16 protein-coding genes are annotated in these 14,499 nt (G+C 66.3%); 2 read left to right on the forward strand and 14 right to left on the reverse strand.

Going from position 1 to position 14,499, the window contains the following annotated elements; genetic code table 11:
- Positions 1–7: 7 nt before the first annotated feature.
- The 8 genes from mtrA to EV580_RS08135 form a co-directional block, all read right to left on the reverse strand.
- Complete coding sequence (gene mtrA / locus EV580_RS08100) at positions 8–694, reverse strand: two-component system response regulator MtrA (RefSeq protein ID WP_071947075.1); 687 nt, start codon at positions 692–694, stop codon at positions 8–10.
- A 72-nt stretch (positions 695–766) separates the two neighbouring features.
- On the reverse strand, positions 767–1,396 hold the full coding sequence (locus EV580_RS08105) for a dTMP kinase (protein ID WP_133690519.1): 630 nt from the start codon (positions 1,394–1,396) through the stop codon (positions 767–769).
- A gap of 16 nt (positions 1,397–1,412) precedes the next feature.
- Positions 1,413–2,873, reverse strand: coding sequence for an adenosylhomocysteinase (gene ahcY / locus EV580_RS08110; protein ID WP_133690520.1), 1,461 nt, complete (start codon positions 2,871–2,873; stop codon positions 1,413–1,415).
- 107 nt (positions 2,874–2,980) lie between these two features.
- The gene (locus EV580_RS08115) at positions 2,981–3,523 is read right to left on the reverse strand and encodes a TetR family transcriptional regulator (protein ID WP_286171530.1); all 543 of its coding nucleotides are present in this window, start codon (positions 3,521–3,523) and stop codon (positions 2,981–2,983) included.
- An 86-nt stretch (positions 3,524–3,609) separates the two neighbouring features.
- Positions 3,610–3,792: a rubredoxin gene (locus EV580_RS08120; protein ID WP_009978741.1), complete on the reverse strand. Its 183-nt coding sequence runs from the start codon at positions 3,790–3,792 to the stop codon at positions 3,610–3,612.
- The gene (locus EV580_RS08125; protein WP_133690522.1) at positions 3,789–3,962 is read right to left on the reverse strand and encodes a rubredoxin; all 174 of its coding nucleotides are present in this window, start codon (positions 3,960–3,962) and stop codon (positions 3,789–3,791) included. Before EV580_RS08125 ends, EV580_RS08120 begins: the two co-directional genes overlap by 4 nt.
- Complete coding sequence (locus EV580_RS08130; RefSeq protein ID WP_286171531.1) at positions 3,959–5,119, reverse strand: alkane 1-monooxygenase; 1,161 nt, start codon at positions 5,117–5,119, stop codon at positions 3,959–3,961. The genes EV580_RS08125 and EV580_RS08130 overlap by 4 nt, the downstream gene beginning before the upstream one ends.
- Positions 5,120–5,281: 162 nt before the next feature.
- A complete protein-coding gene (locus tag EV580_RS08135; RefSeq protein ID WP_133690524.1) occupies positions 5,282–6,763 on the reverse strand; it encodes an amino acid permease in 1,482 nt (493 codons plus the stop codon).
- 57 nt (positions 6,764–6,820) lie between these two features.
- Between EV580_RS08135 and EV580_RS08140 the strand changes: the two genes are divergently transcribed.
- Positions 6,821–8,212, forward strand: a complete 1,392-nt coding sequence (locus EV580_RS08140; RefSeq protein WP_133690525.1) for an FAD-dependent oxidoreductase — start codon at positions 6,821–6,823, stop codon at positions 8,210–8,212.
- Here the strand turns inward: EV580_RS08140 and EV580_RS08145 are convergent.
- The 5 genes from EV580_RS08145 to EV580_RS08165 form a co-directional block, all read right to left on the reverse strand.
- Entirely contained in the window at positions 8,169–9,089 is a 921-nt protein-coding gene (locus tag EV580_RS08145; RefSeq protein ID WP_133690526.1) for a cation diffusion facilitator family transporter, read from the reverse strand. The two genes, EV580_RS08140 and EV580_RS08145, sit on opposite strands and share 44 nt — an antisense overlap.
- A 24-nt stretch (positions 9,090–9,113) precedes the next feature.
- On the reverse strand, positions 9,114–10,340 hold the full coding sequence (manA, locus tag EV580_RS08150; RefSeq protein ID WP_133690527.1) for a mannose-6-phosphate isomerase, class I: 1,227 nt from the start codon (positions 10,338–10,340) through the stop codon (positions 9,114–9,116).
- Between the two features lie 7 nt (positions 10,341–10,347).
- Positions 10,348–11,421 (reverse strand): TobH protein, encoded by a 1,074-nt coding sequence (locus EV580_RS08155; RefSeq protein ID WP_133690528.1) that lies wholly within the window; start codon positions 11,419–11,421, stop codon positions 10,348–10,350.
- Positions 11,418–12,806 carry a phosphomannomutase/phosphoglucomutase gene (locus EV580_RS08160; protein ID WP_133690529.1) on the reverse strand — a complete coding sequence of 463 codons (1,389 nt, stop codon included), beginning with the start codon at positions 12,804–12,806 and terminating at the stop codon, positions 11,418–11,420. The genes EV580_RS08155 and EV580_RS08160 overlap by 4 nt, the downstream gene beginning before the upstream one ends.
- A gap of 77 nt (positions 12,807–12,883) precedes the next feature.
- Positions 12,884–13,312, reverse strand: coding sequence for a DUF3499 domain-containing protein (locus tag EV580_RS08165; RefSeq protein ID WP_183502699.1), 429 nt, complete (start codon positions 13,310–13,312; stop codon positions 12,884–12,886).
- A gap of 162 nt (positions 13,313–13,474) precedes the next feature.
- On the opposite strand from EV580_RS08165, the gene EV580_RS08170 reads away from it, so the two are divergent.
- Positions 13,475–13,897 carry a metallopeptidase family protein gene (locus tag EV580_RS08170; protein WP_005140443.1) on the forward strand — a complete coding sequence of 141 codons (423 nt, stop codon included), beginning with the start codon at positions 13,475–13,477 and terminating at the stop codon, positions 13,895–13,897.
- Positions 13,898–13,911: 14 nt separating this feature from the next.
- Here the strand turns inward: EV580_RS08170 and EV580_RS08175 are convergent, their stop codons facing one another.
- Positions 13,912–14,271: a WhiB family transcriptional regulator gene (locus tag EV580_RS08175; protein ID WP_108060036.1), complete on the reverse strand. Its 360-nt coding sequence runs from the start codon at positions 14,269–14,271 to the stop codon at positions 13,912–13,914.
- Between the last annotated feature and the right edge of the window lie 228 nt (positions 14,272–14,499).

Below are 14,499 nucleotides of genomic sequence, written 5' to 3' on the forward strand. Positions count from 1 at the left end.
CGCAAGATCACGGAGGTCCGGCCTTGTATCCCACTCCTCGAACGGTCAGCACCACTTGCGGGTTCTCCGGGTCCTTCTCGACCTTCGCCCGCAACCGCTGGACATGCACGTTCACCAAACGGGTGTCCGCGGGGTGACGGTATCCCCACACCTGTTCGAGCAGCACATCTCGAGTAAACACCTGGCGCGGTTTGCGTGCCAGCGCCACCAGGAGGTCGAACTCCAGCGGCGTCAGCGAAATCTGCTCACCCTCGCGGGTGACCTTGTGCGCGGGCACGTCGATGTCGATATCGGCGATCGACAGCATCTCGGCCGGCTCGTCCTCGTTGCGCCGCAGCCTCGCGCGGACGCGCGCCACCAGCTCCTTGGGCTTGAACGGTTTCATGACGTAGTCGTCGGCGCCGGACTCCAGGCCCAGCACGACGTCCACCGTGTCGGTCTTGGCGGTCAACATGACGATCGGTACGCCGGAGTCCGCCCGCAGCACCCGGCACACATCGATGCCGTTCATGCCGGGCAGCATGAGGTCCAGCAACACCAGATCGGGACGCAGCTCACGCACGGCCGTCAGCGCCTGAGAGCCGTCGCCGATGACCGCGGTGTCGAAACCCTCGCCACGCAAAACGATGGTGAGCATCTCGGCCAGCGATGGGTCGTCGTCGACTACGAGAATCCTTTGCCTCATGGTGTCCATGGTGTCACCGAATTGCGACAAACCCCGGCTACCACACGGGCGAGTTGCGACATTTCCGCTGCGTGGGGGTCCCTAGGACGTGAGCGACGCGGCCAAACCGGCCGGATCCACGTCCGGAGCGACGACGGACCACGGGCCGCCCCAGTTAGCAGCACCCAGTTCGGCATACACCGCACCGGTTCGCCGCTGCAGCCCGTCGTCGCGCTCGTAGGCGTCGCGGGCCCGATCGGCCTCCTGCTCGGCCCGCTGCTTGGCGCGCTGTGCGGCCAACTCCACCGACGCGTCGAGCAGGATCTGCCGATCGGGTTTGGGCAGGCCGAACCGGCCGTATTCGAGCTCGCCCACCCACGACACCACCTCGCCTGCGGCGTCCTGATGCAGGCGAGCGGCGCTGTAGGCGGCATTGGACGCGACGTAGCGGTCCAGGATCACGACGTCGTGCTCGCGGCTCAAATCCGCGATCTGGTCGATTGCCCCGGCCCGGTCGAGGGCGAACAACGTCGCCATCGCGTAGACCGAGTCAGCCAGGTCGCCGTGCTGTCCGTGCAGCGCCTCGCTGGCGAGGTCGGCATGGATCGACTGGCCGTAGCGGGGGAAGGCCAGTGTGGTGACCGACCTTCCGCCCGCTTCGAACGCGCGCTGCAGACCCTGGGTCAGAGTGCGCTTGCCTGCGCCGTCCAATCCCTCGATGACGATGAGCACGGCGGGAGCCTAACGCTCAGTAGCGGTAGTGCTCCGGCTTGTACGGGCCTTCGACGTCGACGCCGATGTACTCGGCCTGGTCCTTGGTGAGCTTGGTCAGCGTGCCACCGAGGGCCTCGACGTGGATGCGGGCCACCTTCTCATCGAGGTGCTTGGCCAGCCGGTAGACCTCGTTGTCGTACTCGTCGTTCTTGGTCCACAGCTCGATCTGGGCGATCACCTGGTTGGAGAAGCTGTTGCTCATCACGAACGACGGGTGACCCGTCGCGTTGCCCAGGTTCAGCAGCCGGCCTTCGGAGAGCACGATGATCGACTTGCCGTCGTCACCGAACACCCACTCGTCGACCTGCGGCTTGATGTTGATCCGCACCGCACCCGAACGCTCCAGGGCCGCCATGTCGATCTCGTTGTCGAAGTGGCCGATGTTGCCCAGGATGGCCTTGTCCTTCATCGCCTTCATGTGCTCGAGGGTGATGATGTCCTTGTTGCCGGTCGAGGTCACGACGATGTCGGCGGTGCCGATGCCCTCTTCGACGGTCACCACGTCGAACCCGTCCATCAGCGCCTGCAGCGCGTTGATCGGGTCGATCTCGGTCACGGCCACCCGGGCGCCCTGGCCGGCCAGCGACTCCGCGCAGCCCTTGCCCACGTCGCCGTAGCCGCAGATCAGCACCTTCTTGCCACCGATCAGCACGTCGGTGCCGCGGTTGATGCCGTCGATCAGCGAGTGCCGGGTGCCGTACTTGTTGTCGAACTTGCTCTTGGTGACCGAGTCGTTGACGTTGATCGCCGGGAACGCCAGCTCGCCGGCCGCGGCGAACTGGTACAGGCGCAGCACGCCGGTGGTGGTCTCCTCGGTGACGCCCTTGACCGACTCAGCGATCTTGGTCCACTTGGTCTTGTCCTTCTCAAACCCCTGCCGGACCAGCTCCAGGAAGACCTTCCACTCGGCCGAGTCATCGTCCTCGGCGGGCGGGACCACGCCGGCCTTCTCCCACTGCGCACCGCGCAGCACCAGCATGGTGGCGTCGCCACCGTCGTCGAGAATCATGTTGGCCGGCTCGCCTTCCCAGGTGAGCATCTGCTCGGCCGCCCACCAGTACTCCTCCAGCGTCTCGCCCTTCCAGGCGAAGACGGGGGTGCCGGTCGGCTCCTCGGGCGTGCCGTGCGGGCCGACGACGACAGCGGCCGCGGCGTGATCCTGGGTGGAGAAGATGTTGCACGACGCCCAACGAACCTCGGCACCGAGCGCGACCAGCGTCTCGATGAGCACCGCGGTCTGGACGGTCATGTGCAGCGAGCCGGAGATCCGCGCGCCCTTGAGCGGCTGGACATCGTGGTACTCGCGGCGCAGCGCCATCAACCCGGGCATCTCGTGCTCGGCCAGCCGGATTTCCTTGCGGCCGAATTCGGCCAGCGAAAGGTCGGCGACCTTGTAGTCGATGCCGTTTTTCACATCGACGGTCAGTTCAGACATGTTTAGAGCCCCTTTTCGTTCGTCATTGCCTTCTCTACGCGCAGACGCGCGTTGGCGACACCCTCAGCCTGCGGGCTCGCGGGACAGGCGCTCAGGCGCTCTGACAGCTAAGGAATATCGATAACACCGTAGCGTTCGGCGAACGGCGTCATCAATCGGGCCAGGTCTAGGGCCACATCGTGGTCGGCTTCCGGCGGCATCGAGACATAACTCAGGGCCAGTCGCACGATCGCTCGTGACAGCACACCTGCATCTTCCTCGCTGGCGCTGACCCAGCTGCTTATGAACGCGTCGGTGAGCCGAGCCGACGCCCGGGTGATGATCGGCGCACTGTCAGTGGTGATCATCTGCAGCAGGTCGGGTTTGGCGACCCCGGTCAGCAAGGAGATCACCAGCGGGTCGGCGGCCGACTCGGTGAAGAACACCCGAAAGCCCTCGGTGAAGGCGGCGTGGACGTCGCCGACGTTGGAGGCGATCGCAGTGCCGATGGCATCCACCAGGCGATCGGCCAGCCGCAGCGCATAGCCCTGCGCGAGTCCCTGCCTGGACCCGAACTCGTTGTAGATGGTCTGGCGGCTGATCCCGGCGGTGCGCGCGACGTCGGTCAGGGTGATCGCCGACCAGTCCTTGGTCAGCAGCTCTTCCCGCATCGCGTCGAGGACCGTCTCCCGGAGCAGCGCGCGAGAGGCCTCGGGATAGGGAACCCGGGGCCTCTTCACAAGCGGCAGAGTACTTGTCACGGCCTCGCGACTTCCACCATCTCGAAGTCCGACTTCGCCGCGCCGCAATCGGGGCAGCTCCAGTCTTCCGGGATGTCGTCCCACCGAGTCCCCGGCGCGATGCCGTCCTCCGGCCAGCCCTTGGCCTCGTCGTACTCGAACCCGCACTGCACGCAGACGAACAGCTTGTAGTCACTCACGTCACGGCTCCTATCAATTCGAAGTCGATCTTCTCTCGCACCCCGCAGTCGGGGCAGGTCCAGTCGTCGGGCACCGCGGCCCACTCGGTGCCAGCCGGAAATCCTTCCCGCGCAGCACCTTTCGACTCGTCATACACGTAGTCACAGATCGGGCATTTGTAGGCGCTCATGCGGCTGCTCCGTAACGGGCCAGGATCTTCTCCCGGCGGCGCGGATCGATGTTGACCTTCGTGATGTCACCGTCGTAGTGCTCGAGCACGCGGTGGTCCATCATTCGACGCCACAGCCACGGGACGTAGGTCACGCCGATCAATGTCGCGTAGCCACTGGGCAATTCGGGAGCTTCGTCCATGCTGCGCAGCGTCTGGTAGCGACGGGTCGGGTTGGCGTGGTGATCGCTGTGCCGCTGCAGGTGGTACAGGAACAGGTTGGTCACCAGGTGATCGGAGTTCCAGCTGTGATGCGGCGCGCAGCGCTCGTAGCGACCGCTGGCTGTCTTCTGGCGCAACAGCCCGTAGTGCTCGAGGTAGTTCACCGCCTCCAGCATCGAAAACCCAAAGACCGCTTGGATGATCAGGAACGGAATCACCGCCGGGCCGAACACACCGATCAGCACACCGAACAGCACCACCGACATCAGCCACGCGTTGAGAACGTCGTTGCCCAGCCAGGTCCGCGGGTCCCACGGGCTCCTGCCGAGCCGACGAATGCGTGCCGCCTCCAGTGTGAGCGCCGAACGCGCACTGCCGAACACACTGCGCGGCAAGAACTCCCAGAAGGTCTCACCGAAGCGGGCCGACGCCGGATCCTCGGGGGTGGCGACGCGGACGTGGTGGCCACGGTTGTGCTCGATGTAGAAGTGGCCGTAAAAGGTCTGGGCCAGTGTGATCTTCGACAGCCAGCGCTCGAGTGAGTCCTTCTTGTGGCCCAGCTCGTGGGCGGTGTTGATACCCGTGCCGCCGAGCACGCCCACCGACAGCGCCAGGCCGATCTTGGCGAACCAGCTCAGGCTGCCCTCGTAGCCCAACCAGCTGAGGTTCGACGCGGTGAACATGTAGGCGCCGAAGATGAGGCTGGCGAACTGGAACGGGATGAATGCATACGTGCAGTACCGGTAGTACTTGTCGTTCTCCAGGTACTCCATCAACTCCTCGGGCGGGTTCTGGCCGTCCCGGCCGAACTTGAGGTCCAGCGCCGGCAGCAAGACGTAGATCAGGGCCGGCCCGACCCAGAAGAACACCTGGGACACCGCGGTCCAGCCGAGTTGGTTGAGCGCCCACACGACCGGCAGCACCACGAACACCGCCGTCGGTGCGATCAGGCCCATCAGCCACAGGTAGCGCTTCTTGTCACGCCAGTGGGCCGACGACGCAGATGCGGCGGGGGCGTCCAGTTGAGACGTCACGACAGTTACCTCCCAAGTCCGTTGATGAGTTGACTATAGAGGCAATTTTGTCTGGCGTCTAGACAAATCGCATTGATTTGTAAATCAGCTGGTTCGGGCCGCCTCCCGCTGGGCCAGCACCGAGTGACGGCGGCCGTAGAGCAGGTAGAACCCCACCCCGATGGCCATCCAGACGATGAACCTGATCCAGGTCAGGCCGGTGAGGTTGAGCATCAGCCAGCCGCACGCGGCGATCGAAAGAAGCGGGAGCCATGGAACCAGCGGCGCGCGGAATCCGCGCTCCAGGTCCGGCCGGGTGCGGCGCAACATGATCACGCCCGCGGAGACCAGGATGAACGCGAACAGAGTCCCGACGTTGACCATCTCCTCGAGCTTTTCGATCGGAAAGACAGTCGCCGCGACGGCGATCAGCACCGCGACCAGCACAGTGATCCGCACGGGGGTGCCGCGGCTGCCGGTCTTGGCCAGCTCGCGCGGCAGCAGCCCGTCGCGTGCCATCGCGAACAGCACCCGCGACAGCCCGAGAATCAGCACCATGACCACCGTCGTCAAACCGGCCAGCGCGCCGATCGAAATCACCTTGGCCGCCCAATCCACGCCGTTGAGCGCAAATGCCGTGGCCAGATTGGCGTGGCCGTCCTCGGCTTTATCCCGCAGGTCGGCATAGTTGACCATGCCGGACAACACGATCGACACCGATACGTAGAGCACCGTGACGATGGCCAGCGACGCGAGGATTCCGCGCGCGACGTCGCGCTGCGGGTTCTTGGTCTCCTCGGCGGTGGTGGCCACGACGTCGAAGCCGATGAACGCGAAGAACACGATCGACGCGCCGGCCAACATCCCGTACCAGCCGTAGTGGCTGCTCTCGGCGCCGGTCAACAGGGAAAAGACGGACTGGTTTATGCCGGTCCCCGACCCGCCCTTGCCGGCTTCCGATTCCGGGATGAACGGGGAGAAATTGGCCGCCTTGATATAGAAAGCACCGACGATGACGACGAGCGCGACCACCGCCACCTTGATGGCCGTGATCACCGCGGAGAAGTTCGCCGAGAGCTTCGTGCCCAGCGCCAGCAGCGTGGCGACCACCACGACGATAAGCAGTGCGCCCCAGTCGAAGTCGAGCGGACCGATGGTCATCACTCCCCCGGAGAAGCCGAAGACGGTGCCCAGATAACTCGACCAGCCCTTGGCCACCACGGCGGCGCCGACCGCGAACTCCAGAATCAGATCCCAACCGATGATCCACGCGACGAACTCCCCGAACGTCGCATAGGAGAACGTGTAGGCACTGCCCGCCACCGGCAGCGTCGACGCGAATTCTGCATAACACAGCGCGGCCAGTCCGCAGGTCACCGCGGCGATGACGAACGACACCGAGATGGCCGGGCCGGTGATGTTGCCGAACGTCGACGCCGTCACGGTGAAGATGCCGGCGCCGACGACCACCGAGACGCCGAAAACCGTCAGATCCCACCACGTCAGATTCTTGCGGAGCCGGGTCCCCGGCTCGTCGGTGTCGAGGATCGATTGCTCCACCGACTTGGTCCGCCAATTACGGGTCATCTGCATTCCCCCCTAGTACCCCGGTTAGACCGCGTTGCAGCGGGTATCTGAGACGTCGTGGGCCAACCCCCGAAGCTTCAGCATGCAATCGTCATCGGGGCCAGCATCGCAGGGTTGTGCGCCGCCCGGGTGTTGTCCGATCACTTCGACCGGGTGACCGTCTACGACCGCGATATGTTGCCGCCCGGCCCGGGCCACCGCAGCGCAGTTCCACAGGACCGCCACGTGCACATCCTGATGGCCCGCGGTGCCGCGGAGTTCGAAGCGTTGTTCCCCGGCCTGCTCGACGACATGGTTGATGCGGGCGTGGCGAAACTGGAGAACCAGCCCGACAGCATCCACTTCGGTGCCGCGGGCCACGTGCTGGGCACCGCGCACACCTTGCGCCACGAGTTCACCGCCTACGTGCCCAGTCGCAAGCAGTTGGAGTGGCAGATCCGCCGCCGTACCGCCGACCTCCCGAATGTCGAGATCGAGCAGCGTCATGTCAGCGCCCCGTGCTTCGACGAGGACCGACGGGCCGTCACCGGCGTCATGCTGTCGGCACCCGGCCGGACCGAATTCGTGGCCGCCGATCTGGTCGTCGACGCCTCCGGGCGCGGCACCCGGCTGCCCGCGTGGCTGTACGAGTGGGGGTTCGCCCGGCCCGAAGAGCAGACCGTCGACGTCGGAATCGGTTACGCCACACAGCAGTTGCGGATTCCCGACGGGCTGATCGCCGAGAAGGTCGTCGTGGCCGGGGTGTCACGCGGCCAGCAGGCCGGGCTGGGCATGCTCTTCTACGAGGACGGCACCTGGGGGTTGACGACGTTCACCGTCGGCCACACCGCCACGCCGCAGACGTTCGCCGACATGTGCACGGTCGCCGACGCCGCGCTGCCCGTGCCACTGGCGGCCGCGATCCGGCGGGCTGAACCGTTGGGCGACATCGCTTTTCACCGCTACCCAGTCAGCCGCTGGCGCCGGTACGACAAGCTTCAGCGATTCCCCGCCGGCATTGTGCCGTTCGGCGACGCAGTCGCGAGTTTCAATCCGACGTACGGACAGGGCATGACGATGACCGCGCTCCAAGCCGGCCATCTGCGACGGTTGCTTGCCTCCGGTACCCGACATCTGGCCTACGACCTCAGTCGCGCCACCGCCAAGACCACCTATCCGGTGTGGACGATGAACGCGATCGGCGACCTGACGCTGCACGGTACCGACGGGCCCGCCCCATGGTGGTACCGCCCGGTCGGCGCACTGTTCGACCAATTTCTCGGCGCCGCGGAAAGCGATCCTGTTCTGGCGGAATGGTTTCTGCGCCGCTTCAGTCTGCTCGACAGCCTGTATATGGTCCCGCCTATGCGGATCATCGGCCGCACGATCCGGCACAACGTGTCCGCATGGCGGGCCCAGCGCCGCGCTAGCGTGCCAGTGCGCGATCGAGATCCGGCTCCAGATAGATGACCTGAGCGGCGGGTACCGCCGCTCGCACGGCGGCCTCGGCGCCGTCGATCGTGGCAGCGACGGTGGCCAGATCGGTGTCGGCGGCCAGCGCGATCTTGGCGCCGACGAGCATCTCCTCCGGACCGAGGTACTGCGTGCGCAGGTGAATCACCCGGTCGACATTGGCGGTCTGCTCCAACGCGGTCCGGATCGCCCGGCCCTCGTCGGGTGTGGCGCCCTCACCGATCAGCAGGCTGTGCATCTCGACCATCAGAATCACCGCGATCACACCCAACAGCACACCGATCATCACCGTGCCGATACCGTCCCAGACCGGGTCGTCGGTCACGATCGTCAAGCCGACGCCGGCGAGCGCGAGCACCAGACCCACCAGTGCGCCGGTGTCTTCGAGCAACACCACCGGCAATTCGGGGCTGCGCGAGCGGCGGATGAACTGCCACCACGTGCTCTTGCCCTTCAGCGGGCGCGATTCCACCATCGCGGTGCGAAAGCTGTACGACTCCAACCCGATTGCCACCATCAGGATCACCACCGCGACGATCGGAGAGGTCAGCGGCGCCGGATGGCTGATCTTGTGATAGCCCTCGTACAACGCGAAGATCGAGCCGAGGGTGAAGAGCACCAGGGCGACCACGAACGAATAGAAGTAGCGGCTACGGCCGTACCCGAACTGGTGCAAGCTGTCCGGCTCTTTGCGCGCCTCGCGCTGACCGAACAGCAGCAAGCCCTGGTTGGACGTGTCGGCCACCGAGTGCACGGCTTCGGCCAGCATCGACGAGCTACCGGTGATGAGGTAGCCGACGAACTTCGCCGCGGCAATGCCCGCGTTGGCGGCCAGGGCCGCCAGGATCGCCTTGGTACTGCCCTCGGTCGACATCCGTTGTCCTCCTTGGCCTGGGATTCAGAGGCCAACCGTAGCCCGAAACAGCCGAGAGGGCGCACTCGCCTCCAGCCGGATCGGGCCGTCGTCGGCGGCCACCCAGGCGGCCGACCCGCGCTCCAGCACCACGACGTCGGACTTGGCGCGGACCATTACCGAGCCCTCGGTGCAGACCAGGATCTGCGGACCGTCGTGACGGGAGGGGGCATCGATCTCATGGCCCAGGTTGTCCCCGTCCAGCATCAGCACACAGGTGGCGAATTCCACGGCCGGAGTGTCGTAGACCAGTTCGATGCCGTCCTGGTGGGTGGGCGTCCTCAGCGTCGGCTCATCGGCTGGAGTGAAGTCGAGCACCCGCAACAGCTCGGGGACATCCACGTGCTTGGGGGTCAAGCCACCGCGAAGCACGTTGTCGGAGTTGGCCATTACCTCCATGCCGACACCGTGGATATAGCTGTGCAGGTTGCCTGCGGGCATGAAGAGCGCTTCGCCGGGAGCGAGCGTGATCCGGTTGAGCAGCATGGCGGCCAGCACACCCGCGTCACCGGGATAGCGCTCCCCCAATTCCAAGAGCGTTCGGGCTTCGGCGGCGAATTCCGTTTCACCGGATCGCACATAGGCCACCGCGCCGTCGAGCACCGCGGGGATCAGCACGTCCAAGTCGGGTTGCGGCGCGGTGATCCACGTGGTGAACAAGGCGCGCAGGCCGTCGGCGTCGGGCTGACCGGACAGCAACCCAATGAACGGGTCAAGATCCGAGACGGCCAGCGCACGCATCAGCGCGACCGAGCGAGCCGCCGGCCGGAACCCGCCAAGAGCGTGAAATTCACTCAGCGCCACCAACAATTCGGGCTTGTGGTTGCGGTCGCGGTAGTTGCGGATCGGCGAGTTCAGCGGCACCCCCACGCGGTCTTCTCGCACGTAGCCCTCGACGGCCTGTTCGGCACTGGGATGGGCCTGCAGCGACAACGGCTCCTCGGCCGCGAGCACCTTGACCAGGAACGGCAGGACATCACCGAAGCGGCCCCGCACCGCGGAGCCCAGCTGACCGTCGGGATCAGATTGCACGGCGTCGAGCAAGGACCGCTCGCCGTCCGCGGTTTCCAGCCACGCCGGATCCCCCGGATGAGCGCCAAACCACAGCTCGGCCTCGGGATGCGCTGTCGGGGAGGGCCGTCCGGTGAACTCCGCTATGGCCGTCCGAGATCCCCACGCGTAGGTGCGTGTCGCCCCTCGTAGCAATTCCACTGGGAAGTTATCCCCCCACCAATCTCAAATAAACCGCCGCCATCTGCAGTCGCACGGCCAGCGTCGCGAGCTGTTGCTCGGCACGCCCAGTGACGGGAACCGCCCCCGCCTCCCCGATGTCTTCGGCCCCCACCAGATCGACATCGTCCAGTCCGCCGGTTCGTGCGGCGATCACCGCGCGTTCGGTGTCCAGGGCAAGGGCCAGCACCCGCGGCCCTCTGGTCAGCGGCCCGTCCAGTTCCTCGTCGTGGAAGAGCGCATCCACGGGATCGTCGAATTGGGTTGTGCCACTGGTGCGTAACGCGACAAGCGCATCGGAGAGCCCGGCCGCGGCGACGGCCTTTCCCGCCAGCCGCAACAGCACCGCGGCGGCGTGCCGGGCCAGCGCAAGCGTGGCCGCGCTGTCGCCGGCGAGCACGACCTGCCGGCCGGACATCCGCTCGGCCAAGGCTTTTGCCGGGTTGGTGAACACCTCGCGGCCGGCACTGTTACGCAACGCCTCGGCGTCGAGTTCGTCAGCCAGGGCGGAAAGATCGGTCTGCAGCGCCGGATCGACGGCTTGCAGCGCGGCCAGCCCGGCGGCCAGGTAGCGGCTGAGCCCGAATTCGTCGGGCGCCCACAACCTGGGCTCCAGCACCGCGGCGCGTCCGGCGGTGGCATCGCGCAGTGGCCCCTCATACGGAGCGGCGACCACGACCCGGGCACCACGTCGCACAGCCGTGGCCGCGGCGGTCACCAGCGCCGGGTCCGCGGCGTCATCGCCGGCGACGACCAGGACGTCCAGCGGTCCGATCCAGGGCGGAGATTCCGCCGCCACCACGATCGGCTCGCCCGCCACCCCGCTCAACGTCGCGGCCAGCATCGCTCCCGCACTTTCGGCCGCTCCCCGGCCGGCCACCCAGATCACGGTTCGCGGGCGCTGACCGCCGGCCACCGTCGCCAACTCGCCTTCGTCCACCGCGGCCGCCGTCGCGCGCACCTGAGCGCCTGCCATCGCCGCGGCCCGCAGCAGTCCGTCGCGGTCAGCCTCGAGCAGGCCCTCGGTGTCGTCGAGATCGAGTGTGGCGTGGGCGGCGCTCACGGCGACCCGTCCGGTTGTGCCGCGATGTCGTCGGAGACCCTGCGAACGATCTCGTCGATCTCCTCGGCGCTGCGGGCTTCGACATTGAGACGCAGCAGCGGTTCGGTATTCGAGGTACGCAGGTTGAACCACGCACCGTCACCCAGATCCACCGTCACTCCATCCAGGTGATCAAGCGAGATGACCTGACTGCCAAAGGTTTTCAAGACCGACTCAACACAGGCCGGTGCGTCGAGCACCCGGAAGTTGATCTCACCGGACGCCTCGTAGCGCTGGTAGTTCGCCATCAGTTCCGACAGCGGGCGGTCCTGCTCGCCGAGTGCGGCCAGTACGTGGAGTGCGGCCAGCATGCCGGAGTCCGCGCCCCAGAAATCGCGGAAGTAGTAGTGCGCGGAATGTTCGCCGCCGAAAATCGCGCCGGTGTCGGCCATCAGCGCCTTGATGTAGGAGTGGCCGACCCGCGAACGCACCGGAGTGCCACCGCGTTCGATGACCAGCTCGGGCACTGCCCGCGATGTGATCAGGTTGTGGATCACCGTCGCACCGATCTCGCGAGTCAGCTCGCGCCCGGCCACCAGCGCGGTGACCGCCGACGGCGAGACGGGCCCACCCCGCTCGTCGACCACGAAACAGCGGTCGGCGTCGCCGTCGAACGCCAGCCCGATGTCGGCACCGGTCTCGACCACGAACTTCTGCAGGTCGACCAGGTTGGAGGGCTCGAGCGGATTGGCTTCGTGGTTGGGGAAGGACCCGTCGAGCTCGAAGTACAGCGGCAGCAGTGTCAGCGCCGAGATGGGGCCCAGAACCGCGGGGGTGGTATGCCCGGCCATTCCGTTGCCGGCGTCGACCGCCACCCGAAGCGGGCGCAGCTCGGCCAATTCGACCAGCGAGCGCAAGAAGTCGCCGTAGTCGGCCAGCACATCCTGATCACGCACCTGCCCTCGCGCGCCGTCGTACGCGGGGACCCCGGCGATGACCTCGTCGCGGATCAGCGCCAGACCGGTGTCCTCGCCGACGGGCTTGGCCCCTGCGCGACACAGCTTGATGCCGTTGTAGGCGGCAGGATTGTGACTGGCGGTGAACATCGCGCCGGCGCAACCGAGAAATCCGGACGCGAAGTAGAGCTGGTCAGTGGATGCCAGCCCGATGCGCACGACGTCGAGGCCCTGCGCGGTGACACCCTCACCGAAGGCCTTGGCCAGTGCCGGCGAGCTTTCCCGCATGTCGTAGCCGATGGCGACGCGTTCCCCGCCTTCCGAGCGGATCAGGCGGGCGAACGCGGCGGCGACGTCGGTGACGAAGTCCTCGTCGATCTCCTGGCCGACGAGGCCGCGCACGTCATAAGCCTTGATCACACGGCGCACTGCGTCGGCGGGCCTCGACATGGCAGATCTCCTGACCGAGAGGGACTCTTGGCCGCCAGCCTATCTGTTTCGGTGCGCCCGTACGGGCGGCTATGGCGTCAGTCGGTCGGGTCCGGCAGTACCCGCAGGTGCCCACGCCGACGGCCGGCAGTAGTGGGCCGATGAGCCGCCGCGGGCATCATCGGAGTACCGGTGGCGGGCGCGTGAGCCGCGCCGCCCGGGTCGGAGAAACCGGCAATCGGCGGGCGGGCCGACATCCCGTCGCGGCCTTCGCGGACTGCGTCGGCGAGGGCGATCAGGTCGTCGTCGTCCGGGTACTCGGGCAGCGGACCGGCGTGGCGAACCAGGTCCCAGCCGATGGGTGCGGTGATCCGGTTGGCATGGCCGACGCACAGGTCCCACGAATGGGGTTCACGCGAGGTAGCCAGCGGGCCGACGACGGCCGTGGAGTCCGAGTAGACGAACGTCAGCGTCGCCACCGCATAATGGGGGCACCCAGGCCGGCAGCAGCGACGGGGAGCATTCACGTCCGTGAGGTTATCGCGGTTCATTCACCGGTGACTCGCGGACACGCGCAGCCGCGAGGCGGCCGATTCACAACCGTTACGATCACTCTCGTGGCCGATTCCCGCAGCTCCCGGCGAGGTGGCCGGTCCGGCGGCGGCCCGGGATCGCGGCGGGGACGCGAGATGCGCGGGCCGCTGCTGCCGCCGACGGTTCCCGGCTGGCGCAGCCGCGCCGAGCGGTTCGACATGGCGGTGCTGGAGGCCTACGAGCCGATCGAGCGGCGCTGGCAACAACGCCTCACCGGACTTGATGTCGCCGTCGACGAGATCCCGCGCATCGCACCGAAGGATCCGGACAGTGTGCAGTGGCCGGCTGAAGTGGTGGCCGACGGGCCGATCGCTTTGGCCCGGCTGATCCCGGCCGGGGTTGACGTTCGCGGTAACTCCACGCGGGCCCGAATAGTGCTGTTTCGCAAGCCGATCGAGCGGCGGGCCAAAGACTCGATCGACCTGACGGATCTTCTGCACGAGATTTTGGTGGCGCAGGTGGCCACCTACCTCGGGGTCGAACCGTCAGTCATCGACCCGAGTATGGAAGAGGATTAGGACGCGCGAACGCGTCAGATGATGCCGCGCTTGAGGCGACGGCGCTCCCGCTCGGAGAGCCCGCCCCAGATGCCGAAGCGCTCATCGTGAGCAAGGGCGTAGTCGAGGCACTTGTCTTTCACCTCGCAGCCCAGGCAGATGCGCTTGGCTTCGCGGGTAGAACCACCCTTTTCAGGGAAGAACGCTTCGGGGTCGGTCTGCGCGCACAGCGCGCGTTCCTGCCACTGGTCTTCGTCTTCGGCCGTATCCGGCGTCGCATCGATGATCGGGTCAGGCACCAAACTCAGGTGAGCGCGTGCCATTACCCCCATCGTCTGCGATCCGGGAATGGACTGCGGCAACCCCATCGCGCCGATTACGTGCTCATAGGACATTTCCGCCTCCTCACCTGGTTTTCGTAGATCTTTTGCATGTCGCCCACTATTGAAGTGTGCCCAACTCAATTCGAACACCTGGTCGAATCACGGTCTGGGACACCGAAACCGGCAGGTCCGACCGGGAAATGACACTGATGTGATTAGACACGTCGCGGCTGCTTCGCGCAAGCGATTGAACCGAAATTAATACCATTTTCCTCGGAGAATTCGGCGAGTCGATGCACC

It is taken from the genome of Mycobacterium sp. BK086, from assembly GCA_004362315.1.
Taxonomy (GTDB): domain Bacteria; phylum Actinomycetota; class Actinomycetes; order Mycobacteriales; family Mycobacteriaceae; genus Mycobacterium.